The following is a 25565-nucleotide window of genomic DNA, read 5'->3' on the forward strand; positions in this document are numbered from 1 at the left end:
GATGTACTCATCGATCGGACCGCCGCTCCCATGACGCAGCTGGAAACGCGCACGGAGCCCATGGTGGTCAACTTCGGGCCCCACCACCCCTCCATGCACGGGGTGCTGCGGCTGGTGGTGACCCTGGACGGTGAGGACGTGGTGGATTGCGAGCCGGTGATTGGCTACCTCCACCGCGGCATGGAGAAGATCGCCGAGAACCGCACGAATGTGATGTTCGTGCCCTATGTGAGCCGCATGGATTACGCGGCGGGCATGTTCTACGAAGCGGTTGTGGTGAACGCTCCGGAGAAACTGGCGGACATCCCGGTGCCGAAACGGGCCAGCTACATCCGGGTGCTGATGCTGGAGCTCAACCGCATCGCCAACCACCTGCTCTGGCTTGGCCCCTTCCTCGCAGACGTGGGCGCCCAGACGCCGTTCTTCTACATCTTCCGCGAGCGGGAGATGATCTACGACCTCTGGGAAGCAGCGACCGGTCAGCGGCTGATCAACAACAACTATTTCCGCATCGGCGGTGTCGCCGCAGACCTGCCCTGGGGCTGGCTTGAGAAGTGCCGCGATTTCTGCGACTGGTTCGGCCCCAAGATTGATGAATACGAGAAGCTGATCACCAACAACCCGATCTTCCGGCGCCGGATTGAGGGCCTGGGCACGATCGAGAAGCAGGACGCCATCAATTGGAGCCTCTCCGGTCCGATGCTGCGCGCCTCCGGTGTGCCCTGGGACCTGCGCAAAGTGGACCACTACGAGTGCTACGACGACTTCGACTGGCAGGTGGCCTGGGAGAAGGAAGGCGATTGCTACGCCCGCTATCGCGTGCGCATCGAAGAAATGCGCCAATCGCTCAAGATCCTTCGCCAGGCCTGCGAAATGATCCCCGGCGGCCCCACCGAAAACCTCGAAGCCAAACGCCTCAACGAAGGCAAGGGCAGCGACGCTGCTGGCTTTGACTTCCAGTACGTGGCCAAAAAGGTGGCCCCCACCTTCAAGATCCCCAACGGCGAGCTTTACACCCGTCTGGAATCCGGAAAAGGCGAGATCGGCGTGTTCATTCAGGGCAACAACGACGTCACCCCCTGGCGCTTCAAGATCCGCGCTGCCGACAGCAACAACCTGCAGATCCTTCCCCACATCCTCAAGGGACACAAGGTGGCCGACATCATGGCCATCCTCGGATCGATCGACGTGATCATGGGATCGGTCGACCGCTGAGATTCTGAATCGGTTCCTGCGGCGGCTGCGTCAGGCGGGGTACCTCTTCCCCGCCAGTCTGACCAGTTATCTCTGGCTGAAGGGCCACTACGCGTTGCTCCCCGGCTGGACCTGCCCTGTTCTGGCGATCACGGGTGTTCCATGCCCGGGTTGTTATCTCACGCGAGCGACCGCTGCGGCATTGAACGGCGACATCAGCACCAGTGTGTCCCTGCATGCGTTTGGTCCGGCCTTCGCTGCGGGGCTGATCGTGTGGAGCGCACTGGCCCTGAAACGGCGACGCATGGTGCCGATGCGCTGGCGAACCACACCAGTGCTCCTAGCGGCGAGCGCACTCCTCCTCTACTGGTTGCTGCGCCTGATCCTCAGCTATGGCTATGGGTTTGAAGGCATGCTGGGGTTTCCGGCTTCGTCCTGACGCCTCGATTTCCAGAGACTGTGCCCTCCCCCGACCACTGGCTCCAGCTCGAGCGGCGCGTGCGCTTCGGCGACACCGATGCCGCCGGCGTGATGCATTTCCATCAGTTGCTGCGCTGGTGCCATGAAGCCTGGGAAGAAAGCCTGGAGCGATACGGCATTGCTGCGGGCAGCATCTTTCCCGGAGGCCGCGGCCAGGACTATTGGCCCGACACCGCGTTGCCAGTCGTGCATTGCGAAGCGGATTTCCTGCGGCCGTTGCACGGCGGTGATCAGCTGCAGGTGAGGGTCAAACCACGACGAATCGACCCTGGATGCTTCGAGGTGCAGACCCGGTTTCAGCTGGATGGTGTTGATGTGGCGATCGGTTTGATCCGCCATCTCGCCATCAAGAGCGCAACACGCCAGCGATGCCCGCTCCCGAACGCCATTGATCTCTGGCTCGAAGCCTCCAGCACCGGACAGATCAGCAGCCTTTAGTCACGCACCCGCTGCCATGCCCAGAACAACGCTGCACATTGCAGCGGAAGCAGGGCGACCACCACACCCAGCGGATGGAAACCTCCCTGAATCTGGCCTGACAGGGCAGTCGCACTGATCAAGGCTGCAACCACCAGCAGAGCCGTAGACGCCGATCGCCGAACCGGAGGACTCTCCATCAGAACCAGGGTTTCTCCTGATCGAGGTACAACTCGCGAAATTCGTCGGTGGACTTGGTCAGGTAGATAACCCCCTCGATCAACCCGATGATCGACATCACCCCAGTGGCGATGCCACAGGTCACCACACCACCGGCAAGGCTCACCACCAACATGATGATGCCGGCGTTGTTGTAGCCGAGCACAAACTTGTGGATCCCGAAAGAGCCCAGAAAGATCCCCAGCAATCCAGCCGCCAGTTTCTTGTTGCTGATCTCGGTTTCAGATAGCTCAGCCATCGGGTTCCGGCGGGAGTCCTGATTCTTGCGACTGCAACCAGGCCTGCCAACGGCTCCGTTGCCACTTGCCGGCTTCCGACGCTGCCAGCTCCGGGCAGAACAGCCAGCGCTGCGGCCGTTCAGCAGCCGGCCAGGACTGGGTGACGTCCTGCAACCGTTCAACAATGTCCGAGGCGCTGCTGCGCACAAGACCCACCAGGCGCTCACCCCAGTCAGCATCAGGAATCCCCAGCAGTAACACCGCCTCCAATGGAAGCTCCGAGGCCAGCAACCGGGCCTCCAGCTGTTCAGGAAACACCGTCTCACCCCCAGAGATCACCGCTCCATCCAGCCGACCCAGGATGCGCAGATCCGTCTCCAACGCAGCCCGATCCCCGGAACGCCACCAACCACTGGCATCGCTCAGGCTCTGCAGCTGTTGGGGCTGCTCCGGCCGCCAACAGGCCGTCGCCAGACGATCCGTTTTGACCTCGAGAGCCCCATCAGCAGCCAAGCGCAGCTCCACATCCATCAGCGGAGCTCCGCAACTGTCATCGCCTTGCAGGAAGCGCTCTGGCGGCAAGGCAGCCACCATCGCCGCCGTTTCTGTGGCGCTGTAGCAGGGCGCCAACCTGATCCCCACCTCGCGGGCTTGATCGGCCATCACGCGCGGGAGCGCGGCGCCTCCCACCCAGATCACGCTGAAGCCTTTCAGCCAGTCGATGCCGCCGGGATCCGCCAGCAACCGACCCAGCTGGGTGGGCACCAACGACAACAGGGCAGGCCGCTGACCCCACCCTGGCTGCGCCTGACAGGACTCGATCAGCCACTGCGGCTGCTTCAGCCAACGGGGCTCCAGCACGAGCTGGGGTGCACCCCAGCTGCGGCTGCGCCACCAGGGCATCAGTCCACTGACGTGATGCATCGGCAGGGGATTGCAGATCAACACCTCGCCTGGATCCAGACCAATGCCCTGCAACCAATGGGCGGTTGCCGCTGCCGATTGATCGAGATGGTCCAGGGGTTGCAGGCAGACCCGTCGACCACCGCTGCTGCCACCGCTGCTCACCAACACCCCTGGGCCTGGAGGCAACAGCTGCTGCGGCAGCGCTTCAGCTCCCCTGAGTGGCATCCAGCGACCGTCGCGGAACCCTTGCAGCAGTTGATCGGGCGTCATGGCAAGCCCGCCTCCCACACCGCGTTCGGATCGTCGCTGAACAGCGGGCCCGATGGGCACCAGCCCGGCGCGAGCCCAGGCGCCACCGGCGTTGGACCCTGCTGCTGAAGCGCCGCCAGATGATGCAGCCAACGGCGGCCGATGCCCGTTTCAAAGGCGGTGCTGAGCATCCGATAGGGCACACACTCCTGCAGCTGCCGCAACAACGGCCGTGGATCCCCTTCCAACAGCGGACGCCGCACCTGCCATCCACTCCAACGGTTCCGCAGGGACGGATCCTGATCGAGGGATTCATCCAGGGCCACCGGTCCCAGGCCCGCAAGCTCATCCAATCCCTCTTGATCGTTGGGCACCAGGGGCTGCTCCAACCAGGCAAAGCGTGGGTCCCCCACCAGCCGTTCCATCCAGCGGCGGGCCGTGGCCCGGCTCCAGCCACCGTTGGCATCCAGCCGCAGGGAGGCCGTGGACGGCAGCCGCGCCAACAACGCCTCCAGCAGTAACCACTCATGAGGGTCCGGATCTGCCGCCACCTTCCACTTCACCGTCAACTGCCGTTGCCGGCCCTGCTGCTCCAGCAGTTGTTCAAGCTGATGCAGCATCCGATCACCAGCCGGCAGCAGCTCAGCCGACCTGGGCGCCGCCAACCAGCCCTGCCGAGCAGCGTTGCCCACCAGCCCATCCAGTTCCGCCAAGGCTGCACCGACCCCAAAGCCCAAAGAGGGGGACAGCATTGGAAGCCGTTCCTCCAGGTGTGAACGCGGCAGCCACTCCCCGGCTAGTTGCTCCAGACCCGCTGCGCACAGGGGTCGCTCAGCGGAATCGAGCGGCGCCACCTCACCCCACCCCAGGGCTCCATCGCTGGCCTCGATCCGCAGCAACCAGCCTTCGCGGGCGTCCAGCACTCCCGCAGCGGTCCGCAGCGGCTGTTGCAATGAAAAGCAAAAGCGGCGCCCCTGCAGCTGGAGACGCATCACAGTCTCCCCAGGGCCAGCCCCAACGCCAAACCAAGCCCGTTCCAGGCCTGAAACCGCAGGGCCAGAAACTTGCTGCCGCTGATGCGGTCCGGCTGGTCATGGCAGCGCTGCATCAAACGGATCAAAGCCAGACCCGCCGGAAGCCCCAGGCCGCTCAGCAGTACGGTGAGAGGCCAGTCCCCCCGGCACATCGGCAGCCATTCCAGCGCCAGGGTGAGGGCCACCAACCAGGGAATCAGGGCCGCTGCCCGGGCTGTGCCCAGCCGCACCACCGGAGAGCGTTTGCCATGGGCCGAGTCTTCGCTCACCTGATGGAAATGGGAGCAGAACAGCACCAGGCTGGTGGCCACAGCCGGTCCTGCCCCAAGCATCCAGGCTGTTCCCCAGGGAATGGCGTTCGCGCCCTGCGGTTCCAGCACCAGCAGGGCTGCAGCGGTGGCACAGGGACCAAAGGCCAGCCAGCAGAGCGGTTCTCCCAGACCTCTGTAACCCAGACGAAACGGAGGGCCCTGGTAGACGTAACCAAGGCCGCAGCACAGCAACACCAGGGCCAGCACCAGCACGGAGCTGCACCAGGCCAACCAGGCCATCAGAACCAACCCCGATCCCAGGGATGCCAGCGACGCCAGGGCAACCCGGTCCCGACGTCCGGTGAGGTTCACCACGGAGTGGGGCTTGCCCGTGGTGTCGACTCCGGTGTCGGCATCGAACAGGTCGTTGCTGAGGTTCTCCCAGAGCAGGAGCAGGATGGCTGCCAGCAGAAACCCGAACAACTGGGTCCAGCGCAGCGATCCGACGGCACCGATTCGCCACCCCGCCGCCAGCAAAACGGGCATCACGGCCACGGAATACATCGGCCACTTGATCGCGGCTTTCCACAGCAGACGCCGATCGGCGTAACGGGATGCGACAGCCTGCGGCTTAACCATGGACTGGACCCGATTCCAGCGGGTGATGACCCATACATTTGAGCAGTAACCCTGGCCGGAATCGCCGCGGATGTCGGCTGATTGTTCTTTCAGCAGTGTTCTCGAGGCCTCCCAGCAGGGCTGGACGGCTTCCGGTGGCGAGGACACGCTGCTCAGCCTGACTCTGCCCCTCGACGGCATCGATCCGCTCCAGGCCCTGCCGGTGCTGGCGGATCAGGCGTCGTTTCAGATGCTGATGGATGGTGCTCCAGGGCTCTGTCTGGCGGCTGCCGGGTCCTGCCAGCAGCTGGAACTGGCCGGTGCGCGTCGGTTCGAGCTGGCGCAGCGCTTCGCCGATCTGAGCCTCAGCCGCCTGGTGGACACCAGGGCAAATAGCCCAGCCCAGGCCAGGCCAAGGGTGTTGCTTCGCTTCCGCTTTTTCGAACAGGTCGGAGAACACCATCACGGCGCCATGCATCCACCCGCCGTGGAGGCGGTGCTGCCCCGCTGGCAGCTCACCAGTCAGGGCCGCCGTGGCTGGCTCCGCCTCAATGGGGTCGTCAACTCCGCAGCCGAAGCCCGAGAGCTGGCCGAACAGCTGTGGCTCAAATGCGAACAACTCCAAGCCGACCTGCCGTCGATCACCTCCAGTCGATCACCGACGCAGCTGGCCAACGGCAACCCGGATCCATGGAAACAGCGCTACGGCCGGGCAGTTGAGCGCGGCATCGAACTGGTCAATGGCGGAGAGCTGCACAAGCTGGTGCTGGCGGTGCGGCACACCATCGATCTGGACAACCGCTTCAATCCTTTACCCCTGCTGCAACGACTGCGGCGTCAGCAGTCCGGCAGCTGCCGCTTTCTGTGGCGACGAGAAGCTGATGATGTGTTCTTCGGCGCTTCACCCGAGCGCCTGCTGAGCCTGAGGGGGGGCTGGCTGCGCAGCGATGCCCTCGCCGGCACCGCGGGTAAGGGTGATGACGGTATGCAACTGCTGCGCTCCGACAAGGACCGCCGTGAACATGAGCTGGTGGTGGACACACTCACCAACCAGTTGCGGCAGATGGGACTGACTCCCTGCCGCCGCCGCCAGCCGCAGCTGGCCCGCCACGGCCAACTCACCCATCTGCACACCCCGATCACGGCTGAAGTGCAGGGACGATCTGCGCTCAGCCTGGCGGAACAACTGCACCCGACCCCGGCAGTGGCTGGCTTGCCACGGCGGGAGGCCATGGCCTGGTTGCGCACCCTTGAACCGTTCGAACGGGGCTGTTACGCCGCACCGATCGGCTGGATCGACAGCGCCGGGGATGCCGAGCTCAGGGTTGCCATCCGTTGCGGTCACGCCCGAGGGAGCCATCTCGATCTCACTGCCGGAGCAGGGCTCGTGCGCGGGTCGATCGCTGAACGGGAACGCCAGGAAGTGGAACTGAAGCTGGCGGTCCTCGCCGATCAGCTGGAACTTCAGACCAGCGAGCGCAACCGTTCGACCGTCTGATCCGCCAAGGGCTGCTGCATCAGCCGTTCCACTTCCCGCACGCCGGTGGGACTGGTGACATTGATCTCGCTGAGCATGCCGCCGATAACATCGATGCCGACGAAGAACAGACCTTCTGCCCGCAGAGCCGGCGCCAACGCTGCACAGATCTGACGCTCGCGCTCGCTCAATTCCGTCGCTTCAGCCTGTCCACCCACCGCCAGATTGCTGCGGAACTCCCCCTCCGACGGGCGCCGATTCACTGCACCAAGGGGGTCGCCGTCCACCAGCAGGATCCGCTTATCACCCTCCGTCACGTCAGGCAGAAAGCGTTGGGCCATCACAGGCAGCCGTTCCTGCTCCGTGACCAACTCCAGCAAGGCCTTCAGGCCCGGTGCCTCAGCCTGGACGCGGATCACACCGAGTCCAGCTCGACCACCGAGGGGCTTGAGCACCACGTCGCCCTGCTCCCGGGCAAAGGCCATCAGCTCGGAGACCCGGCCGGCCACCAGGGTGGGCGCCATCCAGCGACTGAAACGCAGGGCACCGAGTTTTTCGTTCCAGGCCCGCAGGGCACTAGGGCGGTTCAACACACGAACACCAGCCCTCTCCGCCACCTCCAGGAGATGGGTGGCATAGAGATACGCCTCATCAACTGGTGGATCCTTCCGCATCCAGATCACGTCAAACCCGGCCAACGACTGACGTTCTGGCGCTCCAACAGCGATCCAGGGGTCCGGTGTGACAGGCAACGCCACCGCCATGGGCTCATCCCCTCGGGCGATCAGGTCCGACGGCGTGCAGGCCCAGATGTCATCACCGGACCGCTGGGCCGCTTGCATCAAGGCGGCGGTGGAGTCTTTCTCCGGCCGGATCTGCGACAGCGGATCCAGCACGAACAGCTGGCGCATGGCTCAGGCGTTCAGCAGGGGATCGAGCTCACCGGCAAGCTCGAGGGCGTGGAGGTCATCACAACCACCGATGTGGCGGTCGTTGATGAAGATCTGGGGAACACTGCGACGGCCGTCACCACGGGCAGCCATGGCATCGCGGCCGGGTTCGTCACCATCCACGGCATGCTCGGCGTAACTCACGCCCTTGCGGTCCAGCAGACCCTTGGCGCGAACACAGAAGGGACAGGTGCGCCAGGTGTAGATCTCGACCTTGGCCATGGAGCTGCTCCAGTTGTGCGGATCCTATGCAGCGGCGGCACTGATAGCGTCAACAACTGATCAGAACGCAGTCCTTGCTGGATCTCACCGACTTCAAGCGCGATCTCTCCGAGCTCACTGACCGCCTGGGCCATGCCCAGGATTGTCTTTGACGTCCCCGCACTGAAGGCCAGACAACAAGATCTCGAACAACTCGCCGCCCAGCCTGATTTCTGGGATGACCAGCAGGCGGCCCAGAAGCAGATGCGCCGCCTGGATGAGGTGAAAGCGCAGCTGCAGCAGCTGGCGGACTGGGGCGGTTCCGTGGACGATGCCAAGGCAACGCTGGAGCTCTATGAGCTGGAACCGGACGAGGAGATGCTCACCGAGGCCCAGGAGGGCCTCAATCAACTGCGCCAGGGCTTGGACCGCTGGGAGCTGGAGCGCCTTCTGAGTGGTGACTACGACAAGGAAGGCGCTGTGCTCACCATCAATGCCGGCGCCGGTGGCACCGATGCCCAGGACTGGGCCCAGATGCTGCTGCGGATGTACACCCGCTGGGCGGAAGATCACGGCATGAAGGTGACCGTGAACGAACTCTCAGAAGGGGAAGAAGCGGGCATCAAGAGCGCCTCCATCGAGGTGGAGGGGCGTTACGCCTACGGCTATCTACGGAATGAGAAGGGCACCCATCGACTGGTGCGCATCTCACCGTTCAACGCCAACGACAAGCGGCAGACCAGCTTTGCGGGCATCGAGGTGATGCCCAAGATCGATGAGGAGGTCGACATCGACATTCCCGAAAAGGATCTGGAGGTCACCACCAGTCGTTCCGGTGGTGCGGGCGGACAGAACGTCAACAAGGTGGAAACAGCGGTGCGGATCCTCCACATCCCGACGGGCCTGGCGGTGCGTTGCACCCAGGAGCGATCGCAGCTTCAGAACAAGGAAAAGGCCATGGCGCTGCTCAAGGCCAAGCTGCTGGTGATCGCCCAGGAGCAACGGGCCGCCGAAATCGCCGACATCCGTGGCGACATCGTTGAAGCGGCCTGGGGCAACCAGATCCGCAACTACGTGTTCCATCCGTATCAAATGGTCAAGGACCTGCGCACCAGCGAGGAGACCAATGATGTGCAGGCGGTGATGGACGGGGCTCTCGACCCCTTCATCGACGCCTCGTTGCGCCAGGGTGTCGACAGCCCCGGCGCCGACGCCGATTCTTGACCTTATGGCCACCGAGAGCACCCCACCACCGAGCTTCGTCAAACAGGCGATGCGCAACATGGTGCGCAAGGGCAGCAAGAGCCTGCTCCACTTCGGCCTGACCGCAATGGGTTTCCTCGGCTTCATCACCCTTGTGGCTTGGCTGGGGCGACCGACCCTGCCGGGATAGGCATGGAGCTTGATCTGGCCCTCGATGCCGCTGGTCCCTGGAGTCCCGAGGACCCCAGCTCCCTGATCGAGCCTGAAACCTGGCAAACAACTCTGTTCGACTGGATCCAAACGATCTGCGCCGACCCATCACTGCCCTGTCCAGCGTTGGTGTGCCAAGCCGGAGAGGTGAGCCTGGGGCTGCGCTTCACCGACGACGCCACCATCACCGCGCTCAACAGCACCTGGCGTCAACGGAACCAGGCCACTGATGTGCTGTCGTTTGCGGCGCTGGAGGAAACCCCAGACTTGCCGGACGTGTCGTGCGTGGAACTGGGCGACATCGTGATCTCACTAGACACGGCTCGACGCCAGGCATCCGAGCAGGATCACAACCTCACCCGGGAACTGCGCTGGCTGGTGAGCCATGGCCTGTTGCATCTGCTGGGCTGGGACCATCCCGATGAGGACAGCCTCGCGGCGATGTTGCAACTGCAGGAGCAGCTGCTCGACGGTGGAGGTAACGTTCGAATCTCAGATCCGCATTCAGTGGACACCACGGTCGACGGCAATGCCCACTGAGCTACCTCTGCCGGTGGAGAACGAACTCAAGGCCGTCAAGCTGGCGGCGCGACGCCGCAGCTGGCGGATCGCCGGGGACCTACCGGCCAGCTTTCGTTACGCGGCACAGGGGCTTGGTTATGCCTTCTCGAGCCAGCGCAACTTCCGCATTCACGTCGTCATCGGTGCGGTGGTCTTCGGCCTGGCGGTTGTGCTGCAACTGGATCTGATCCGCATGGCTGTGTTGGCGCTCACGGTCACGGCCGTGCTCGTGCTGGAACTGCTCAACACCGCCATCGAGGCGGTGGTGGATCTGACCATCGGTCGTCGATACCACCCCCTGGCCCGCATCGCCAAGGACTGCGCCGCGGCCGCGGTGCTTGTGGCGGCCATCAGCTCTCTGCTGATCGCCTTGTTCCTGCTGCTGCCACCGTTGCTGCTCCGCCTGAATTTCTGAGGTTCCGCCGATGCTGCTGGTCATCGACAACTACGACAGCTTCACCTTCAACCTGGTGCAGTACCTCGGTGAGCTGGCTCCCCATCACCCCATCGCGGCGGATCTCCAGGTGCACCGCAATGATGCGCTCACCCTGGCGCAGATCCGAGAACTGAAGCCAGACGCCATCCTTCTCTCGCCTGGTCCGGGCGATCCGGATCAGTCCGGCGTCTGCCTCGACGTACTGCGGGATCTGTCCCCCACCACTCCAACCCTTGGGGTTTGTCTGGGACATCAGGCCATCGCTCAGGTGCATGGCGGCCGCGTCGTGCGTGCCAGCCAACAGATGCATGGCAAAACCTCCCCCGTGCTGCACAACGGCGAAGGGGTGTTCGCCGGGCTACCTCAGCCCCTCACAGCCACCCGCTACCACTCCCTGATCGCCGAACGCAGCTCACTGCCGGACTGCCTGGAGGTGACGGCCTGGCTGGAGGACGGCACGATCATGGGCCTGCGCCACCGTGAACATCGCCATCTGCAGGGGGTGCAGTTTCACCCCGAAAGCGTGCTAACCGACGCCGGCCACCAACTGCTGGCCAACTTTTTGCAGGAAGCCAGCTAAGAACGCTGTTAGCGTCCGATCTCTATTGTTCATTAGCCATGCACGCCCTGCGCTCAGCTGCATTTGCCGCCACAGGATTGGCACTGAGCCTGCAGACCGTCGCTCATGCCGGTGGGGTCAGCATCAGCAGCTATGGCCAACGGGCCCTGCTGATTCAGGGTGGTGGCCAATCGGTTCTGCTGAATCCCTACAAGGCTGTGGGTTGTGCAGCGGGCTTGCCAGAACCCCGTGTCAACGCAGGTGTCGTGCTGGCCAGCTCCGAACTAGCTGATGAAGGAGCCCGCGGTGTTGCCTCGGGACGCTTTCTGGTGGCGCCCGGCTCCTACAAGGTTGGAGGTCTGAATCTGGAGGGTTTCGCCAGCCCCCACGACCGGATCGAAGGCCGTCGCTTCGGCAACGCCACGATCTGGCGCTGGCAACAAGGTGGTCTCGACTTTGCCCATGTGGGTGCCACCGCCGGACCGATCAGCGGCGCTGACCGTGTGCTTTTGGGCCGCCCCGATGTGCTGATCATCGGCGTAGGCGGAGGCGACAAGATCTACAGCGGTGAAGAAGCTGCTGCTGTGGTGAAGCAGCTCAACCCCAGACGGGTCATCCCAGTGCAGTACATCAACGGCGATGCCCCTGCCAACTGCGATCAGGGCGGAGTTCAACCGTTCCTCAACGCCATGGGCAGCACCACCGTGGTGAATCCAGGCCGCAACATCAACCTCCCCGCCAACCTGCCCGACACCACCGTGATCACGGTGTTGCGATAAGGGGTGTTGCGCTGATCATTGCGGCCAATTCACCCCGACTCAGTCCGGCGATCAAGGCCAGCAACAGCAGCACTCGGGCCTTCTGCGGGCTCAAGTTGCCAGCGGGCAACAGCCCGAGCCGTTCATCCTCGTAATGATGGTGCACGGGGCCAGAACCACAGCGGTTGGCCCGCAGCATCAAAGGCCGTTTGCCTGGCCAAGCCTGCAGAACAGAACGCTCTGCCGCCGACAACTGTCCGGCTCCGGTGCCCGTGAACACCACCCCCATAGCACTGGCGTTGAGACAGGCCTGGAGCATCAACGACTCGGGCTCCACACAGCCGTAGACGATCGGCACCTTGGGCCATTGCTCCGGTAACGCAAGCTCTGCGAAGGGCACCCGGCGTGATCCGCTCGCCATCGGCAGATGAACGCCAACGTCATCCACCCAGCCCAAAGACCCGCTGCCGGGACTGGCAAAGGCCCTCACTCCCTGGGTCGCCATCTTGGTGACCCGCTGCGCGGCATGGATCTGGCCATCCATCACCACCAGTGCGCCGTGGCCACGGGCTTCACGGCTCAAAGCCACCTGCACCGCCTGGAACAGATTGAGCGGACCATCGGCACTGAGGGCCGTGGCCGGCCGCATCGCTCCCACCAGCACCACCGGCCGGAGATCGTCGATCAACAGCTCCAGCAACCAGGCGGTTTCCTCCAGGGTGTTGGTGCCATGGGTGATCACCACACCCGCCAGTTCGGGGTCCGCCGCGAAGGCAGCACGAATGCGCGCCACTAGCGCTCGCCAATGCTCAAACAACAGATCGGCACTGTCGACATTGGCCACCTGCTCGACGCTGATGGTCGCCAGGTCCTGCAACTGGGGGACCGCCGCCAGCAACGCGTCTCCCGCCATGGCACCGGCGGTGTAGTCGTTCAAACGGGTTGGGTCGCTTGCCTGGCCGGCGATGGTGCCGCCCGTGGCCAGCAACAGCAGCCGGCGGCTCATGGATCGATGCTCAGATAGGCCTCCATAAAGCGCTGCATCTGGCTGGTGGTGCCGATGCTGACGCGGAAACACCCATCAATCAGCGGTTTGCCCGCCATGGAACGGATCAGGATGCCCTCACTGCGCAAGGCCGCATCGATCTCTTCCACGGAGCGCCGGGGCCAGATCAACAGATAATTACCGCCATCGCAGTGGTGGCGCACGCCCGCGTCCCGCAGCGCCTGCAGGATCCAATCGCGAGCACGCAGCACCTCGGCCACATAGGCGTCCACATACGACTGATCGGCCAAGGCAGCAAACGCTGCAGCCACGGCCACGCTGTTGACGTCGTAAGGCCCCGTGACGCGGCTCACCCGATCGACCACATCGGCATGACCAATGGCAAAGCCAATCCGCAACCCCGCCAATCCAGCTGTTTTGGCCAAGGAGCGGAACACCAGCAGATTCGGTGTGGCCGTGAAATCCGCGCTCGGCAGCACGCTGTCCCCGGTGAAGGCCTCGTAGAGCTCATCCACCACCACCAAGGTGCCCGGGGCTGAGGCCGCCAAAGCAATCACCTGATCCGCTGGCAAGCGCGTGCCGGTGGGGTTGTTGGGGTTGCAGATCAACAGCAACCGCGGCGTGCGAGCCGCCAACGCCTCCTGAATGGCCGCCAGGGGGAAGTCAAACGTCTCCCCCTCGTAGGAGATCGCCTTGATCGTCATGCCCTGCATCCCAGCGCAGGGGCTGTAGTACCCGAAGGTGGGCGCTGTGGTCAGCAAAGTTTCACCGGCATCGCCATAGGCCTGCAATACCGCATGGATGGCGGCATCCACACCGTTGAACAGGCCCACCTGAGCAGGCTTCAACCCCAGACGGCAGCCGGTCTCCACCAGGTTCTGGAGCAGCGCCTCCCGCAGGCCGTCGTACTCCGGATAAACGGCAATTTCTTCGGTGCTGAAGTTGCGCAGCGCCTGGGCCACCAGGGGGCTGGGGCCAATCGTGTTCTCGTTGAAATCAAGCCGCAGCATCTGGCGGCGACCCTCCAGAGGCGCGCTGTAGGCCTTGAGCTGCTCCACTGCGGCGCGGGCCGCAGGAGCACCACCGGGGGTGAACGGTTGGATGGTGTCGCTCACATGCGGTCCAGGGTTGCGATGCCCAGCAGTCTGAGACCCAGTCTGAGGGTGTCTGCCGTTAAGCGGCAGAGGGCGAGGCGGGATGCCAGCGCTTCAGGATCCGCCTTGAGCACCGGCACCTGGTCGTAGAAGCGGTTGAACATCTGGCTGAGCTCGAACAGATAGCTGCAAAGGCGGTTGGGCAGTAGCTCCTCCTCCACCTCGGCGATCACGGTGTCGAACTTGAGCAGCTCCCGCACCAGGGCCCATTCCTGGGGTTCGCTGAACTGCAGCTGGCCCGTCGACACCTCCAGGTCACCCCCTTTGCGGGCGATGCCGGCGATGCGCACCACCGCATAGAGCAAGTAAGGGGCCGTGTTGCCCTGCAACGCCAACATCCGGTCGAAGGAGAATTGGTAGTTGGTGATCCGGTTCTGGCTGAGGTCGGCATATTTCACCGCCGCCAAACCCACAGTGCCCGCCACTTGCTGGATGAACTCCTCCGACTCGCTGCGCTCCTCCACCTTCAGACGCGAGCGCAGGTCAGCTTCGGCCCGCTCCACCGCTTCATCGAGCAGATCCCGCAACCGCACCGTGTCGCCGGAGCGGGTCTTGAGCTTCTTGCCGTCTTCCCCCTGCACCAGGCCAAAGGGCACGTGCTCGAGGCGCGCACCTCCGGGAATCCAGCCAGCCCGTTCGGCCACCTGGAACACCCCGGCGAAGTGATTGGCCTGGCCTGCATCGGTCACATAAATCACCCGGCGTGCGTCATCCCCGTCCGGAGCCGCACCAAAGCGGTAGCGGATCGCCGCCAGGTCGGTGGTGGCGTAGTTAAAGCCCCCGTCGCTCTTCTGCACTATCACCGGCAGGGGCTTGCCGTCCTTGCCCTGCACACCTTCGAGGAACACACACTGGGCACCGTCATCGGTGACCAGCAACTCGGCGGCCTTCAGCCCATCAATCACCGCGGACAGGAAGGGGTTGTAGAACGACTCACCTCGCTCATTGAGGCGAATATCGAGCCGGTCGTAGATCTTCTGGAACTCACGCCGCGACTGATCGCAGAGCAGTCCCCAGGCCTTGAGCGACACTGGATCCCCCCCCTGAAGTTTCACCACCTCATCGCGGGAGGTGGTCTGGAAGGCGTCGTCGTCGTCGTCGAAGCGTTTCTTGGCTTCGCGGTAGAAGGCCACTAAATCGCCCAGATCCACTGCATCGGCGGTGTCCAGGGCGTCCGGCGCCACCTGCTTGAGATGGGTTATCAGCATGCCGAACTGGGTGCCCCAGTCGCCCACGTGATTGAGACGCAGCACGGGGTGGCCGCGGAACTCCAGCACCCGGGCCAGGGAGTCGCCAATGATCGTGGAACGCAGATGCCCCACATGCATCTCCTTGGCGATGTTGGGGCTGGAGAAATCCACCACCACCGGAGCAGCCTGCTCCACTGCAGGCACACCGAGTCGCTCATCTCCCAGCCGGGACGAGACCTCGGCCGCCAACCGCTCCGGGAGAATCGTGAGGTTGATGAAGCCAGGCCCGGCGATTTGCGGCTCCAGGCAGAGGTCTGTGAAGGCGGAATCGGCCTGCAGCTGCTCCACGATCGCCGTGGCGATCTGGCGGGGGGCCTGCTTCAAGGGCTTGGCCAGGGGCAGCGCACCATTCGCCTGGAAGTCGCCGAATTCCGGCTTGCTGGCCGGCGCCAGCTGGGGGTCCAGCACCGCATCGGCCTCCGGGAAGGCCCGTTGCATCGCCGCCCGCAGCTGGGCATCCAGGGTGTTGGACAGGCTGAGCATCAGGGCCGAAACATCCGGCACCGATCATCTCTCCTCAGGTGAAGCGCATGCTCAGATCCAGCCAGCGGCTGCGGGTCACCGGCGCGCTGGTGGAGATCAGATCAATGCCGGTGGCGGCGTAGGCCTGCAACTGCTCGGGCTGAATGCCGGAGGCCTCCAGCACCACCACACCGGTGCTGCAGTCCCGCAAGCGCGGCACCAGCTGCGTGAGCTGCTCAGGGCTGAATTCATCCAACAGCACCCCATTGGCGCCCGCCTGCACCGCCTCCAGCGCCTGAGCCTCCGTCTCCGCTTCCACAATCACGGCCGTAGGCCAGGGGGCCTGCTCACGCACAGCCGCGATGGCCATCGTGATGCCCCCCGCCCAGGCGATGTGGTTCTCCTTCAGCATTGCCGCATCATCGAGACCCATGCGGTGGTTGATGCCGCCACCGCAGCGCACCGCATATTTCTCCAGCAAGCGAAGCCCCGGTGTGGTCTTGCGGGTGTCGGCCAGACGCACACCCGTGCCCTCAAGCTGGGCCACCAATTCAGCTGTGGCGGTGGCGATGCCTGACAGCCGCATGGCCAGGTTCAAGGCGGTGCGCTCGCCAGCCACCAGGGCCGTGGCCGGGCCTTCCAGGTCGAGCAGGCGATCACCCACCTCCACCGCGGCACCGTCATCCCGAAGCAAGTGAACGCTCACTTCAGGATCAAGCCGTTGGAACAGCTGTTGCACCAAGGGGCCTCCACAGAAACAGCCCGTCTGCTTCGCGATCCAATAGGCATAGCCGTGCTTGCCCTGCAGGGCTGAAGCGGTGAGATCGCCGCGGCCAATGTCCTCCTCCAGCCATCGGTCGAGGGCGCGGGTCAGTGCCGAGGACTGCCAGTCCATTCCGCTAATTGCGGTTGAGCGGACTGTATGGGAAAGGCCAGGCTGATCACGATGCGGCGAACTGCTTGTCGACACAACACCGAACAAAGCTCAGGATCCAGACCGGTGATCTCGACGGTCTACTTGGACTGGGCCTGAACAACCTGATTCAAGTCCTGCTGATCATCAGCCTGTGCCGCGGCGTGCTCGGCTTCCCCGACAGTCTGCTGTTCGGAATAATCCTGCCGGCGACAGGGATCAGCCTGCTGCTGGGAAACCTGATCTATGCCCAGCAGGCCCGGAGGCTGGGCCAAGCCGAGCAGAGGGGCGACTGCACAGCGCTCCCCTACGGCGTCAACACGGTGAGCCTGTTCGCCTTTGTGTTTCTGGTGATGCTGCCGGCCAAGTTGTCTGCTCTCGATGCAGGACTGAGCGAGGCCGAGGCCGTGCAGCGCTCCTGGCAGGTGGGATTAATAGCTTGCCTAGGGTCCGGTGTCATCGAAACCCTGGGTGCCTTTGTTGCCCAGCACTTACGGCGCTGGTTACCTCGGGCTGCGCTGCTCTCCACCCTGGCGGGCATTGCGCTGGGCTACATCGCCCTGGGATTTTTGCTGCGCACCTACGCCAATCCCCTGATTTGCCTCACCAGCCTGAGCGTGATCCTGCTGGGCTATCTCGCCAGGGTGCGCTGGCCACTGCCGACGGGACTGCTGGCCTTGCTGCTGGGCATGGTTCTGGCCTGGGGGAGCGGACTGATCTCTCCCGATGCTGCGAGCTGGACGCAGGCTGCCCGTGCCATCGGCGTGCACCTCCCAAGTCTCCAGCTGTCTGCGCTCTGGCAAAGCCGCTTTGATCTGATCCCCTGGATGGGGGTGATCTTGCCGATGGGGCTGTTCAACCTGATCGGCTCACTGCAAAACCTGGAGAGTGCGGCAGCAGCCGGCGACACCTACCCAACACGCGGCAGCTTGATGGTGGATGGCTGCGGCACCCTCACAGCTGCGGCCCTGGGCTCCTGTTTTCCGACAACCCTCTACATCGGGCATCCGGGCTTCAAAGCCCTGGGGGCCCGCTCGGCCTACTCCTGGATGAACGGAGTGGTGATGGCCGTCGGCTGCCTGTTCGGCCTGTTCGGGGTGGTGACTGTGCTGATCCCAGTGGAAGCGGGGCTAGCGATCCTGCTGTACATCGGCCTGGCCATGGCCTCGCAAGCCTTCGCCTCAACATCTGAGCGCCATGGTCCGGCCGTGGTGCTCGGGATGCTTCCTGGTGTGGCGGGCTGGGGCGCACTGATGCTCAAAGCTGGCATCCGAGCCGGAGGAGCAGCGGGTGATCCCAAGCTGTTCGGGCCGCAGCTGCTGACGCAACTGGCCACGGCCGACATCTGGGCCGCTGGCGTGTTTGCACTGGAGCAGGGGCAGATCATCACGGCCATGTTGCTTTCGGCCTGGCTTGTGTATGCGATTGAAAGTCGCTTTCTGGCCGCCGCCTGTTGCTCCGCCATGGCCGCGCTACTGGCCTGGTTCGGCGTCATCCATGCCTGGCAGTTCAGTCCGGGGGACACGGTGATGCACTTGGGCTGGGGAACAGGCCGAGCTTGGGCGGAGGGTTACGCCGCCATCACGGTGATTGTCCTATTGGCGCGATGGCGCCAACAAACGGACCATTGACCGCATCCTTGTGGCCGGTCATTTGCCAATGCATAAGTTGTCAAGAAACCTAGTTGTCGCAGCAAGTATTACCCGAGCAAATAAGTCTGTTGTGCAGCCAATATAAAAGGCAGAATTTGCTTAATGTTTCTGGAACGGTTCGACCTGATCCTGCAGCACGCCGTCTTCATCGTGGCTTGAAAAATGTGGCGTTTCGTAGCCCCCTCCCTTTAAGAATTAAGGTAATTTGCGATGTAGACGCCAGAAACATCGAATAAGCCTTCTAGACAGGCTCAGCGACTTCCAAGCTCAGTAGTTAATTAGTTAGAAAACCGTATGACTTGTGAAGTAGAACTGCTGTTAGCGCTCCAAAACCTTAATAATTGTTGCATATTGGGCCCTTTTGCGCTGTTTTTCAATAGAAGAGTCAGTATAAAAGTAAATTTTGTGGGTAATTCATGGAAGAAGAAAATTCTGCAGAACTAGATTTATTAGAAAATATTTCTGAAAATCTTGAGTCAGTGCAGGAATCAGAACCTGTTTGGGAGGAACCTATTTGGGAGGAACCTGTTTTTGATGATGTCACGATCTCGTCGGTCGCATGGGCTGGAAGTAAGCATTGGGATCGTGCTATCTACACGTTGTCTAATGGCAACACTGCTTTTGCTTCGAAAGGATTGGATGCCGGAGACTCCCCTTTTGATTACGAAGAAATCAGAACATCAGGGGGTGGTTATTTCAGTGATCCTGGAGGAATTGTCGGTCATACCCACACACGTAATGGCGGAGCTCTAATCATTAAGCAGGGTGAGTCCTTCCTGCAACAGCAATATGCCTGGGGTAATCAAGGGCCAGTGATGTCCCCCAACACTTCTGACGTCACAAAACAGATTGGCTCCATTGAGGAGCGAGAACAGGAGGATATGAATGGTGATGGATTTATAGGTGCGCCTGAGGAAGATGAACCAGAGGTTGAGGTTTCCTCAATTGTTTACGAAAATACAGACGCTAATTTTGACAGATCTATCTATAAAATGACAGATGGTTCTGTTCGCTTAGCTGAACAGGGTCTCTCTATCGGAGATTTGCCTTATGAAGGGTACGATCATCTAAAATCTAAAGATGGTTCTCCGATTGAAACGCTGGGAATTGTAGGAGCTATATGGATGAATAACGGGTTTGCTGTACTTTATAACAATGATAGTGTCATAACTCAGCAGGCTTTTAAATGGGGAAATAGCGGTCTAAGACCGTCTGGCAGTTTACGCAATGTCACAAGGCAGATTGATACAATTGAAGAACGTGAAGGTATTGATATTAATGGAGATGGTCGAGTAGGTAATGAGCTTTCAGAAGATGCTGAGGTTCAGTCGGTTGTTTACGATAATCCCGATGCTGGTTTTGACCGATCGATCTATAAAATGACTGACGGCACTGTTCGCTTGGCCGAACAGGGCCTCTCTGCCGGAGATTTGCCTTTTGAAGGAGATGATCTGTCAGAGAAAGACGGATCACCGCTTGGGATAGACGGCCTTGTAGGTATTCTTGGATTACGCAATGGTTTTGGCATAATTTACAATAACAATGGTTTTATTATGCAGCAACAATTTAAATGGGGGGGGAAAGGCATAAAAGCTAGCGGTCAGTTGCGCGATGTTACCAAACAGCTTGCTTTAATTGAGGAGCGTGAAGGCATTGATGTCAACGGTGATGGCCTGATAGGTGAGCAATTTGAAGAAGATGCTGAAGTTCTATCCGTTCTTTTTAGCCCTGATCCTGAAGCTTACGATCGCTCTCTCTATGAACTCACCTCCGGGGATGTAGTTCTCGCAGAGATTGGACTTCGGCCTGGAGAAATACCTTTCGAGTCTGATCCTCTCTCCTACGCAAATGGCACATCTATTGAAGCAGATCGCGTGGTCGGCCTAATTGGGACTAGAAGCGGAGAAGCAGTCATCTTCAAGAACGGAGATAGCTATTCCATGCAACAATTTAAGTGGGCTGGTCGAGGTTTAAAACCCAAAGGGAAAGAGCGTGATATTACGAGGAGAATCTACGAAGTCGAAGAACGTGAATATTATGACTTCACCGGTGATTTAATCATTGGAGATCCTTCTTCATCCTCCAGTGATGATCTTGAGGTAAGAAGAGTAATTTTTCTTGGAAATGATGAATTCAGTGAAGGTCTCTACCAGATGGATAATGGAGATTTGGTCTTTGCAGAGTCCGATCTTAGTCCTGGGGATACACCCTTTGAAGATGAAATCATTACTGGCAAAAACGGAAAGCCATACCAAGGAGACTATGTCGTTGGGATTTATCCAATAAAGAATGGGTTTGCATTGATTGAGAATGTTGAAGGTATATATAAAGAGCAAGGATTCCGATTCAAAGGTGGTGGAAGGCCAAAACCCTTTGGGAAAGCACGCGCTGTAAAGGATATTGGCAAAATTGAATCAAAATATGGTTTTGATTTAGATAATGACGGATTGGTCGATGATGGCAGTAATATAGATGACTTAGGGCCCGCTTTTCGATTGATTCAGCAACTCGATTTAAATAATATTTCAGACACCCTCGTCTAATGTTTAATACCTTCATACTTTACTTAGTCGGCCAAGGAGAAACATGTGAATAACGCTCAACTAATACTTGCCATACCCTTTTGATTAACCTCTCTTAACTTCTGAGCTGAGCAATTCGGGAAGTAGCTGGAATTGCTGGCACAAAATCATTAACTTGTACTGAAAGAAAGTTTATTCCTTCCTTAAATGCCACATTCAATAAAATGGCCCGAAATAGTCATCAAATAAATAGCTGACTTAAATCTTCATCGTTTTAGTGCTATAGATTTTCAATTGATGAGCAACCTGCTTTATACTGTCTTAGCAACAGCAAAAATGTTGCCAATGTCGAGCCATGTTGAGTGGAGCAATGCACAATTGCTCAACAAGTTTTGCTATATTTTGCCAGATGTTTGCAATGCTTTTCAAGGTTTGCTGAATTATTTGCCAATGCAGAAACGGGAAAATACGCGATCAAGCACCGCTTCAGTAAGCTCTTCGCCCGTGATCTCCCCCAGGGCACTGATCGCCTCGCGCAGGTCGATCGTCCAGAAATCCCAGGGCAATTGCTGGGCCGCGACCTCCTGACTGCGGCCAAGAGCAGCGGCGGCAGTAGCGGCCAGATCCCTTTGGCGCTCGTTCAGAGCTAGTAGCACCCCTTCAGTGCCTGCAGCCCCACAACGCTCCAGCAGAGCCTGCACCAGGTCTTCCTCACCCGTGCCCTCCAACGCCGACAGCTGCACATCCACTGGCTGGGGCAAGGCCCCCGCGGGAAGATCCGCCTTGTTGGCGACAAGGATCCTGGGGATGTGCTCTGGGATTCGCGCCAGCAAAGCAGCGTCTTCGGCGGTCCAGCCCGCATGACCATCGAGTACTAATAGCACCACATCCGCCGTGGCCAGAGCCTCTTCGCTGCGGGCAATTCCCAGCTGTTCCACCGCATCGTCGGTGCTTCGAATGCCGGCGGTATCGAGCAGGGTGATCGGCACCCCCTCCAATACGATCTCGCTCTCCAGCAGATCACGGGTGGTACCCGGCAGCTCGGTCACAATCGCCCGCTCGCGCCGGCTGAGCCGATTCAAAAGCGAGCTCTTGCCCACGTTGGGGCGGCCCACCAACGCCACCCGAAGACCGCTGCGCAGGGTTTCCCCGCGCTCTCCATCCGCCACCAGGGTGAGCAATGCCTGGCGCACCTGCTGCAAGTCATGCAGCAAGGCATCACCATCCAACGGCGGCAGATCCTCTTCGAAATCCACCCGCGCCTCCAGCTCGGTGAGCTGATCCAGCAGCTGCTCGCGCAATGTTGTGATCCGAGCCTGAATGCCGCCATCCAGGCCGGCGATGGCCAGGTCCGCTGCCCGCCGACTGCGGGCCGCCACCAACTGACTGATGGCTTCGGCACGGGTGAGATCCAGACGGCCGTTCAGCACGGCCCGCTGGCTGAATTCTCCGGGCAACGCCCGCCGCACCCCCGGATGCGCAAGCACCCGTTCCAGCACCTGCTGCACAGCGATCACCCCGCCATGGCAGTGGATCTCCACCACGTCCTCACCGGTGAAGCTGCGAGGTCCGCGCATCAGCAGCAGCAACACCTCATCCAGGCGTCGCTGACCATCAGCACCGAGCACATGGCCGTAGAGCACCCGGTGGGACTGCCAGTCCTGCTGGCCTGGAACGTGGACGACCGCTTGACCGACGTCCTCCGCCGCCGGGCCAGAGACACGCACCACGGCGATTCCCCCCTGGCCCGGCGCCACGGCTGTCGCCACAGCAGCAATGGTGTCGGAGGCGTTCAGGGCAACGGCTGCGTCTCAGTTCCCATACCTAGGATCTCGTACCTTCATTGCACGCCTGGGTCCATGCAACGGTTGCTGCAGACCAACCGTGAACGCCTGCGCCGCGGCCTGAAATGGCTTTGGGCGCAAGAAGGCACACCCGGGCAACGGGCCAGGGGACTGGCGGCTGGCGTGTTCTGCGGCTGCTTCCCGTTTTTCGGCCTGCAGATCGTGCTGAGCATTGGGGTGGCGAGCCTCGCCCGCGGCAACCATCTCCTCGCGGCAGCAGGAACACTGGTGAGTAACCCGATCACCTATGTGCCGCTGTACTGGTTCAACTTCGTGGTGGGCAACCGGCTGCTCGGACCTCTCGCCGGAGCCGACTTGGATGATGTGAACCGCAGCAACCTCTGGGACCAAGGCTGGGATGTCCTGCAGCGTCTTCTCCTTGGATCCACGTTGGTGGGGACTCTGATGGCTTTGCTGCTGGGACTGCTGGCCTACCTGCTCTTCCAACGGCGCCCGAGCGTCAGCTGATACCCGTTCGGGCAATATCGATCACATCAGCCATGGAGCGGATCTGATTCATGGTGCGGCTCAGCTGATCCGAACCTCGCAGTTCCACCCGCAGGTCGATCCTCGCTGGTCGGCCCACAGCGGTTTTCACCTGAGCATCACTGACGTTGATGGCCCCATCGGACAGGCGCATCAGGATGTCCTTGAGAATGCCCACACGGTCGATCACCTCGATCCGCAACTGCACGGGAAAGCGTTGTAGGGGCTGTGAACCATGCACGTTCCAACGCACCGGCAAACGCCGATCCTTGGGAATCGACTCAACATTGGCGCACTCCTGGCGGTGGATGGTGATGCCATGGTTGCCGAGGGCCACCGTGCCAACAATTGCTTCACCCGGTAGTGGGCTGCAGCAGCCCCCCAGGCGGTAGTCCAACCCTTCCAGGCCAAGAATCGCGTCTTCGCTGTGGCGTTGATCTGAGCCTGGCTCCTTTGAGGGCACAAGGGCCCTGGCCACCTCCTCGTTGCTGGGGGGGGCGCTGTCCTGCTCGGCGATCAGACGTATCTCCTCGCGGAAGCGATTGAGCACCTGTTGCAGGGTCACGGCACCGAAGCCGAGCGAGGCCAGCAGGTCGTCGGTGGAGCCAACGTTGCAGCGCTGAGCCACCCGGGTCATCGCCTCACCGTTCAACAGGGCTTCGAAGCCATCCCGACCCAGTTCGCGCTCCAGCAAATCCTTGCCCCGCTCGATCGTCTCGTCCCGGTGGCTGCGCTTGTACCACTGGCGGATGCGGTTCCGGGCCGTGGGGGTGGCGACGAAATTGAGCCAATCCAGGCTCGGATGGGCCGTGTTGCTGGTGAGGATCTGAACAAAGTCACCGTTCTGCAACGCCGTGGTCAGCGAACAGAGACGGTCGTTGATGCGGGCACCGTGGCAGTGGTTCCCCACCTCGGAATGGATCCGGTAAGCGAAGTCCACCGGGGTCGCCCCTTTGCGCAGCCCCACCACGTCGCCCTTCGGGGTGAACACAAACACCTCTTCGTCGAAGAGATCCTCTTTGATCGACGAGAGGTAGTCGTTGTGGTCATCGTTACCACCCTCCTGTTGCCAATCCACCAGTTGCCGCAGCCAGTTGAAGCGTTCCGCCTCGCTGCTGCTGCTGGCCGGTGAACCGCCCTCCTTGTATTTCCAGTGGGCTGCAATGCCGAATTCCGCCACACGGTGCATCTCAATGGTGCGGATCTGCACCTCAATCGGGCGGTGACGTCCGATCACTGCGGTGTGCAGCGACTGGTAGCCGTTGGGCTTGGGCAGACCGATGTAGTCCTTAAAACGACCGGGAATTGGACGGAAGGTGTCATGCACCACAGCCAGGGCCCGGTAACAGGCCTCGACACTTGGCGTGATGATCCGCAGCGCGGCCACGTCGTAGATCTCGTGGAACGCCTTCTGCTGGCGCTGCATCTTGCTCCAGATGCCGAAAAGGTGCTTCGGACGGCCGCTGACTTCACAACCCTCAAGGCCAGCCTGAGCCAAGCGGTCGTTGAGCAGTGCGACGGTGACCCCCAGCCGCTCCTCCCGCTCACTGCGCTTGCTGGCCACCTCCTGCTGGATCTCCCGGAACGCCTCCGGCTCCAGCAACTTGAACGCCAGGTCCTCCAGTTCCCATTTGAAGCGACCGATGCCCAGTCGATTGGCCAGGGGTGCATAGATCTCTTTGGTCTCCCGGGCAATGCGCTGGCGCTTCTCCTCTTTGAGCGCCCCAAGCGTCCGCATGTTGTGAAGCCGATCTGCCAGCTTCACCAGGACCACGCGGATGTCACTGGCCATCGCCAAGAACATTCGCCGCAGATTCTCGGCCTGGGCCTCGGTGCGGTTGTTGAAGTGAATGCCACCCAGCTTGGTGACTCCCTCCACCAGCTCGCGCACTTCAGAGCCGAAATGCAGCTCGATCTGGTCAGGGGTGACGTCAGTATCTTCCACCACGTCATGCAGGAACCCGGCGGCGATCACGCTGGCGCTGGCGCCGATGTCCCTCAGCAGATCGGCAACGGCAACGGGATGAACGATGTAAGGGTCACCGCTGGCCCGGAATTGGCCCTCATGCAGCTGAAAACCGAAATCGAAGGCCGCCACCAGCAGCGCTTCAGGATCGATCGGACAGCTCTGCCCCAGGCCCGGTGGAACGTTGAGGATGCATTGCCGGAGCCACTCCGGCAAAGGGATGTTGTATTCGTCCGGATGGCGCACCGGATGACGCCTCAACTCAGGACGACCGCACACAACAGGAGCCGGAGCACTGTCGGTCCGGGAGGAATCCTGTGGTGAGGAAGCGTCGAGCATCCGACCCGG

Annotated in this window: 26 protein-coding genes; 13 read left to right on the top strand and 13 right to left on the bottom strand. The window is 61.4% G+C overall.

The genetic code is table 11. From position 1 onward, the window contains the following. Nucleotides 1–30 precede the first annotated feature (30 nt). The 3 genes from SynA1524_RS11660 (at nucleotide 31) to SynA1524_RS11670 (ending at nucleotide 2112) form a co-directional block, all read left to right on the top strand. Nucleotides 31–1215: an NAD(P)H-quinone oxidoreductase subunit H gene (locus SynA1524_RS11660; protein ID WP_186498130.1), complete on the top strand. Its 1185-nt coding sequence runs from the start codon at nucleotides 31–33 to the stop codon at nucleotides 1213–1215. A gap of 94 nt (nucleotides 1216–1309) precedes the next feature. After that, nucleotides 1310–1633, top strand: a complete 324-nt coding sequence (locus SynA1524_RS11665) for a DUF2752 domain-containing protein (RefSeq protein WP_353616558.1) — start codon at nucleotides 1310–1312, stop codon at nucleotides 1631–1633. A 20-nt stretch (nucleotides 1634–1653) separates the two neighbouring features. Next, nucleotides 1654–2112, top strand: a complete 459-nt coding sequence (locus tag SynA1524_RS11670; RefSeq protein ID WP_186498132.1) for an acyl-CoA thioesterase — start codon at nucleotides 1654–1656, stop codon at nucleotides 2110–2112. Here the strand turns inward: SynA1524_RS11670 and SynA1524_RS11675 are convergent. From SynA1524_RS11675 to menA, 5 genes are read right to left on the bottom strand one after another with little or no spacing between them, the layout of a single operon-like run. Next, nucleotides 2109–2291 carry a hypothetical protein gene (locus SynA1524_RS11675; RefSeq protein WP_186498133.1) on the bottom strand — a complete coding sequence of 61 codons (183 nt, stop codon included), beginning with the start codon at nucleotides 2289–2291 and terminating at the stop codon, nucleotides 2109–2111. The genes SynA1524_RS11670 and SynA1524_RS11675 overlap by 4 nt on opposite strands. Next, nucleotides 2291–2569 carry a TM2 domain-containing protein gene (locus tag SynA1524_RS11680; protein WP_186498135.1) on the bottom strand — a complete coding sequence of 93 codons (279 nt, stop codon included), beginning with the start codon at nucleotides 2567–2569 and terminating at the stop codon, nucleotides 2291–2293. The genes SynA1524_RS11675 and SynA1524_RS11680 overlap by 1 nt, the downstream gene beginning before the upstream one ends. After that, nucleotides 2562–3725, bottom strand: a complete 1164-nt coding sequence (locus SynA1524_RS11685) for an AMP-binding protein (RefSeq protein WP_186499636.1) — start codon at nucleotides 3723–3725, stop codon at nucleotides 2562–2564. Before SynA1524_RS11685 ends, SynA1524_RS11680 begins: the two co-directional genes overlap by 8 nt. Further along, nucleotides 3722–4696 (bottom strand): o-succinylbenzoate synthase, encoded by a 975-nt coding sequence (locus tag SynA1524_RS11690; protein WP_186498137.1) that lies wholly within the window; start codon nucleotides 4694–4696, stop codon nucleotides 3722–3724. Before SynA1524_RS11690 ends, SynA1524_RS11685 begins: the two co-directional genes overlap by 4 nt. Then, nucleotides 4696–5628, bottom strand: coding sequence for a 2-carboxy-1,4-naphthoquinone phytyltransferase (gene menA / locus SynA1524_RS11695; RefSeq protein WP_186498139.1), 933 nt, complete (start codon nucleotides 5626–5628; stop codon nucleotides 4696–4698). Before menA ends, SynA1524_RS11690 begins: the two co-directional genes overlap by 1 nt. A gap of 70 nt (nucleotides 5629–5698) precedes the next feature. Here menA and SynA1524_RS11700 point away from each other — a divergent pair, with 70 nt between their 5' ends. Beyond that, nucleotides 5699–7105: an isochorismate synthase gene (locus SynA1524_RS11700; protein WP_186498141.1), complete on the top strand. Its 1407-nt coding sequence runs from the start codon at nucleotides 5699–5701 to the stop codon at nucleotides 7103–7105. Here SynA1524_RS11700 and gshB read toward each other — a convergent pair. Both gshB and grxC read right to left on the bottom strand, forming a co-directional pair. Continuing rightward, nucleotides 7072–7995 (bottom strand): glutathione synthase, encoded by a 924-nt coding sequence (gene gshB / locus SynA1524_RS11705; RefSeq protein WP_186498143.1) that lies wholly within the window; start codon nucleotides 7993–7995, stop codon nucleotides 7072–7074. The two genes, SynA1524_RS11700 and gshB, sit on opposite strands and share 34 nt — an antisense overlap. Nucleotides 7996–7998: 3 nt before the next feature. Continuing rightward, nucleotides 7999–8256 (bottom strand): glutaredoxin 3, encoded by a 258-nt coding sequence (gene grxC, locus SynA1524_RS11710; RefSeq protein WP_186498145.1) that lies wholly within the window; start codon nucleotides 8254–8256, stop codon nucleotides 7999–8001. A gap of 74 nt (nucleotides 8257–8330) precedes the next feature. On the opposite strand from grxC, the gene prfB reads away from it, so the two are divergent. From prfB to SynA1524_RS11740, 6 genes are all read left to right on the top strand, one after another. Next, a protein-coding gene (prfB, locus tag SynA1524_RS11715) for a peptide chain release factor 2 (RefSeq protein WP_222930485.1) occupies nucleotides 8331–9459 on the top strand; the annotation gives its coding sequence in 2 pieces (ribosomal slippage) (nucleotides 8331–8405 and nucleotides 8407–9459; 1128 coding nt in all). Between the two features lie 4 nt (nucleotides 9460–9463). Beyond that, nucleotides 9464–9628 (top strand): DUF3285 domain-containing protein, encoded by a 165-nt coding sequence (locus SynA1524_RS11720; protein WP_186498147.1) that lies wholly within the window; start codon nucleotides 9464–9466, stop codon nucleotides 9626–9628. A gap of 2 nt (nucleotides 9629–9630) precedes the next feature. Then, nucleotides 9631–10188: an rRNA maturation RNase YbeY gene (ybeY, locus tag SynA1524_RS11725; protein WP_186498154.1), complete on the top strand. Its 558-nt coding sequence runs from the start codon at nucleotides 9631–9633 to the stop codon at nucleotides 10186–10188. Beyond that, on the top strand, nucleotides 10178–10624 hold the full coding sequence (locus tag SynA1524_RS11730; RefSeq protein WP_186498156.1) for a diacylglycerol kinase family protein: 447 nt from the start codon (nucleotides 10178–10180) through the stop codon (nucleotides 10622–10624). Before ybeY ends, SynA1524_RS11730 begins: the two co-directional genes overlap by 11 nt. Nucleotides 10625–10634: 10 nt before the next feature. Continuing rightward, nucleotides 10635–11225, top strand: coding sequence for an anthranilate synthase component II (locus tag SynA1524_RS11735; RefSeq protein ID WP_186498158.1), 591 nt, complete (start codon nucleotides 10635–10637; stop codon nucleotides 11223–11225). A gap of 38 nt (nucleotides 11226–11263) precedes the next feature. Continuing rightward, the gene (locus SynA1524_RS11740; RefSeq protein WP_186498160.1) at nucleotides 11264–11983 is read left to right on the top strand and encodes an MBL fold metallo-hydrolase; all 720 of its coding nucleotides are present in this window, start codon (nucleotides 11264–11266) and stop codon (nucleotides 11981–11983) included. On the opposite strand, the gene SynA1524_RS11745 is transcribed toward SynA1524_RS11740, so the two are convergent. From SynA1524_RS11745 to nadC, 4 genes are read right to left on the bottom strand one after another with little or no spacing between them, the layout of a single operon-like run. Further along, nucleotides 11967–12968 (bottom strand): asparaginase, encoded by a 1002-nt coding sequence (locus tag SynA1524_RS11745; RefSeq protein WP_186498162.1) that lies wholly within the window; start codon nucleotides 12966–12968, stop codon nucleotides 11967–11969. The genes SynA1524_RS11740 and SynA1524_RS11745 overlap by 17 nt on opposite strands. Continuing rightward, the gene (locus tag SynA1524_RS11750) at nucleotides 12965–14083 is read right to left on the bottom strand and encodes a pyridoxal phosphate-dependent aminotransferase (protein ID WP_186498164.1); all 1119 of its coding nucleotides are present in this window, start codon (nucleotides 14081–14083) and stop codon (nucleotides 12965–12967) included. Before SynA1524_RS11750 ends, SynA1524_RS11745 begins: the two co-directional genes overlap by 4 nt. Next, nucleotides 14080–15855 carry an arginine--tRNA ligase gene (argS, locus tag SynA1524_RS11755; protein ID WP_186499638.1) on the bottom strand — a complete coding sequence of 592 codons (1776 nt, stop codon included), beginning with the start codon at nucleotides 15853–15855 and terminating at the stop codon, nucleotides 14080–14082. Before argS ends, SynA1524_RS11750 begins: the two co-directional genes overlap by 4 nt. A gap of 34 nt (nucleotides 15856–15889) precedes the next feature. Continuing rightward, entirely contained in the window at nucleotides 15890–16729 is an 840-nt protein-coding gene (gene nadC, locus SynA1524_RS11760) for a carboxylating nicotinate-nucleotide diphosphorylase (protein ID WP_186498165.1), read from the bottom strand. A 65-nt stretch (nucleotides 16730–16794) separates the two neighbouring features. Between nadC and SynA1524_RS11765 the strand changes: the two genes are divergently transcribed. Both SynA1524_RS11765 and SynA1524_RS11770 read left to right on the top strand, forming a co-directional pair. Next, entirely contained in the window at nucleotides 16795–18378 is a 1584-nt protein-coding gene (locus SynA1524_RS11765) for an NCS2 family permease (protein WP_186498167.1), read from the top strand. 437 nt (nucleotides 18379–18815) lie between these two features. Beyond that, a complete protein-coding gene (locus tag SynA1524_RS11770) occupies nucleotides 18816–20942 on the top strand; it encodes a hypothetical protein (RefSeq protein WP_186498169.1) in 2127 nt (708 codons plus the stop codon). A gap of 419 nt (nucleotides 20943–21361) precedes the next feature. On the opposite strand, the gene mnmE is transcribed toward SynA1524_RS11770, so the two are convergent. Next, the gene (gene mnmE, locus SynA1524_RS11775) at nucleotides 21362–22717 is read right to left on the bottom strand and encodes a tRNA uridine-5-carboxymethylaminomethyl(34) synthesis GTPase MnmE (RefSeq protein ID WP_186499639.1); all 1356 of its coding nucleotides are present in this window, start codon (nucleotides 22715–22717) and stop codon (nucleotides 21362–21364) included. Between the two features lie 63 nt (nucleotides 22718–22780). Here mnmE and SynA1524_RS11780 point away from each other — a divergent pair, with 63 nt between their 5' ends. Further along, nucleotides 22781–23233 carry a DUF2062 domain-containing protein gene (locus tag SynA1524_RS11780; RefSeq protein WP_186498171.1) on the top strand — a complete coding sequence of 151 codons (453 nt, stop codon included), beginning with the start codon at nucleotides 22781–22783 and terminating at the stop codon, nucleotides 23231–23233. Here SynA1524_RS11780 and SynA1524_RS11785 read toward each other — a convergent pair. Then, nucleotides 23226–25556, bottom strand: coding sequence for a RelA/SpoT family protein (locus SynA1524_RS11785; protein ID WP_186498173.1), 2331 nt, complete (start codon nucleotides 25554–25556; stop codon nucleotides 23226–23228). The two genes, SynA1524_RS11780 and SynA1524_RS11785, sit on opposite strands and share 8 nt — an antisense overlap. Nucleotides 25557–25565 lie beyond the last annotated feature (9 nt).

Source organism: Synechococcus sp. A15-24 (assembly GCF_014280195.1).
GTDB lineage: Bacteria > Cyanobacteriota > Cyanobacteriia > PCC-6307 > Cyanobiaceae > Parasynechococcus.